The sequence below is a fragment of the Geminicoccus flavidas genome (assembly GCF_009806515.1).
GTDB lineage: Bacteria > Pseudomonadota > Alphaproteobacteria > Geminicoccales > Geminicoccaceae > Geminicoccus > Geminicoccus flavidus.
In genome coordinates, this window is record NZ_WUJP01000609.1 from 1 (window position 1) to 2,871 (window position 2,871).

The window sequence follows — 2,871 nt, forward strand, 5'->3', positions numbered from 1 at the left end:
ACCGCCTCGACGCGCTTCACCGCCAGGATCGCCCAGTCTCGTTCGATGTGCCGGCGCGGATAGCGCCACTCGCCTTCTGGCGTGGTGCCGAACGGGTCAAACTTCAGCGCGTCATAGCCGTCCGCCACGACTTTCAGCGCCGCCTCGGCATACTCCTCCGGCGCGTTCAGTCCGGTGTACCAGCCGTTCGCATAGACCCGGATCTCGTTCCGGACCTTACCGCCCAGCAGCTCGTAGACCGGGACGCCCAGTGCCTTGCCCTTGATGTCCCAGAGCGCCTCGTCGATCGCGGACATGGCACCATAGACGATCGGCCCGCCGCCCTGGCCCCAGAAGGTGCGGCGGAACAGGGTCTCCCAGATCGATTCGATCCGGCACGGGTTGGCACCGATCAGGAAGGTTTCGGCAAGCGTGCGGATCATGTGGATGCCACCCTTGGCGCCAGTGCCGTAGGCCAGGCCCAGCTCGCCGGCGCCGTAGATGCCCTCGTCGGTGTCGATCCGCACGATCACCGGGTTCCAGAAGGTGTGGAAGTCCCGGCCATAGTCGACGTCGTGGATCGTCACGCCGGTGATCTTCATCGGGCTTCCTCAAGGTTTGATCAGGCCGAAGGCCTTCGGCAGGGCGAGGGTGAGGTCGGGCCAGAGCCCGATCAGGACGACGGTAGCGCCGCCGCTCAGGATGTAGGGCAGCATCGCGCGGGTGAGCGGGCCCACCCCGACCTTGGCGATGTTGGCCACGGCGAACAGGACATTGCCGACCGGCGGCGTGATCAGGCCCAGCACGCAGTTCACGATCAGCATGATACCGAGCTGGACCGGATGAAGCCCGGCTGCCAGCGCCAGGGGCGTAACGACCGGCGCGAACAGGATGATCGAGATGCTGGCGTCCAGCCACATCCCGCAGAACAGGAAGAACAGGTTGATCAGCAGCACCACGGTGACGAGGTCGGTGCTGACGCCCGCCAGCATGGTCTTCACCACCATGGGCAGGTTCTCCATGGCGAACACCCAGCTCATCGCCGAAGCACCGGCGATGATGAAGAACAGCCTTGCGGTGTCCATGGACGCCACGGACAGGATCGGCCCCAGATCGGCAATCTTCAGGGTGCGCAGGAAGAAGAAGCCCACCACCAGCGAATAGACCACGCAGGCCGCGGCCGCCTCGGTGGGCGTGAACCAGCCCATGATGATGCCGCGGATCATGATGATCGGCATGACGATCGCGAAGAAGGCGTCGCGGAAGCCCAAGAGGAGCTTTCTCGGCGTCACCTCCACCTCGACCTTAGGGTACTGCTTGCGCCAGGAGATCCACTGGACCTGCGCCATCTGGACGAGGCAGAGCAGGATGCCCGGCAGGATCGCGGCGGAGAACATCGCGCCCACCGAGACGTTGGTGACCGCGCAGTAGACGATGATCATGGTGGATGGCGGGATGATGGCGCCCGCCAGCGAGGTCGCCGCCGTGATCGCCGCGGAGAACGGCCGGTCGTAGCCCTGGCGTTCCATGGCGTAGATGAACATCCGCCCCTGGCTGGCGATGTCGCCCAAGGCCACGCCGGTCACCCCGGCGAACAGGAGGCTGGAGACGACATTGACCTGGGCGAGCCCGCCGCGGATCCGGCCCACGATCAGGTTGCAGAAGTCGAACAGCCGGTCGGTCAGCTTCGCCCGGTTCATGATCTCGCCGGTGAGCAGGAAGAACGGGATCGCCATCAGGACGAACACGTCGATCCCGGCGAACATCTTCTCCGGCAGCATGCGCAGGAACAGGAGGTTGCCCGAGAACAGGAAGTAGGAGGTCGAGGAGACCAGCATCACGAGCGCGATCGGCAATCCCAGGGCCAGGAGCAGCAGGAAGACAACGATGAAGCCGGTGATGTCCATGTCTCAGGCCGCCCGGTCCGGCATGGGCAGGCGGCCCGTGAGGCGGAGCACATCGCCCCACAGATTGACCAGGGTCGCCAGAATCATCAGCACCGCCGCCACCGGGATGGCCAGATAGGGCCAGAACAGACTGACCCCCAGGGCGGGGGCGTGGGTGACCTGGCGGGCCAGCGCCGCGGTCCAGGACTGCTGGACCAGGATCAGGAGGAACAGGAGGACCAGGAGGCGCAGCGCCAGGTCCAGGACCAGCCGGCTTCGCGGCGCCAGCCGGCCCTGCAGCAGGTTCAGGCTGATATGGTCGTCGCGACGCAGCAGCACAGCGGCCCCGAGCATGCTGAGCCAGACCAGCAGGAACCGGGTCAGCTCCTCCGACCAGGAGAAGGAAAAGCCCAGCAGGTTGCGGGACAGCACCAGCGCGGCGATGACGAGGGTCATTGCCGCCAGGATCACGTTGCACAGGAGCTCGATGACGCGGCTGACCAGGTCCGCCCATCGACTGGCACGCTCGTACATGGGCCGCACGCCTGGACCGGAGTTTCGTGACGAGGGCTCAGCGATACCCGTAGAACTGCTCGGCCTCGGCCACCGCCGCCTGGATCTCGTCCAGCACCTTTGGGTCCATCTGGGTCTTCAGCCACTCGATCGCCGCGGGCTGGGCCTTTTCGCGGAACGCCGCCTTCTCCTCGGCGGTGGGTTCGTAGATCGACACGCCCTCGCTTTCCAGGAACGCCCGCCCCGACGCCTCGTTGGCGACGGACAGGCCGCGATTGGTTTCCAGCGCCACCTGGGCGGCCTGGCGGATCACGCCCTTCAGGTCGTCCGGCAGGCTCTGGTACCAGGCCTCGTTAATGGCGACCGTGTTGATGCTGTAGACGTGCCCGTCCAGCACCATGTTCTTCTGCACCTCGTAGAGCTTGGGCACCATGAAGGTCGGGATGGAGTTCTCCTGGCCATCCACCACGCCAGTCTGCAGCGCGGTGTAGAG

3 protein-coding genes and 1 pseudogene are annotated in these 2,871 nt (G+C 65.7%); all 4 read right to left on the minus strand.

From position 1 onward, the window contains the following. Positions 1 to 581 (minus strand): annotated as a pseudogene (locus tag EQG76_RS17210) (mandelate racemase/muconate lactonizing enzyme family protein); the annotation flags it as partial. 9 nt (positions 582 to 590) lie between these two features. Beyond that, a complete protein-coding gene (locus tag EQG76_RS17215; protein ID WP_159715626.1) occupies positions 591 to 1,886 on the minus strand; it encodes a TRAP transporter large permease in 1,296 nt (431 codons plus the stop codon). Positions 1,887 to 1,889: 3 nt separating this feature from the next. Beyond that, entirely contained in the window at positions 1,890 to 2,399 is a 510-nt protein-coding gene (locus tag EQG76_RS17220; RefSeq protein WP_159715627.1) for a TRAP transporter small permease, read from the minus strand. 37 nt (positions 2,400 to 2,436) lie between these two features. Next, the coding region (gene dctP / locus EQG76_RS17225) for a TRAP transporter substrate-binding protein DctP (RefSeq protein ID WP_200840882.1) at positions 2,437 to 2,871 on the minus strand (435 nt) is incomplete at its 5' end.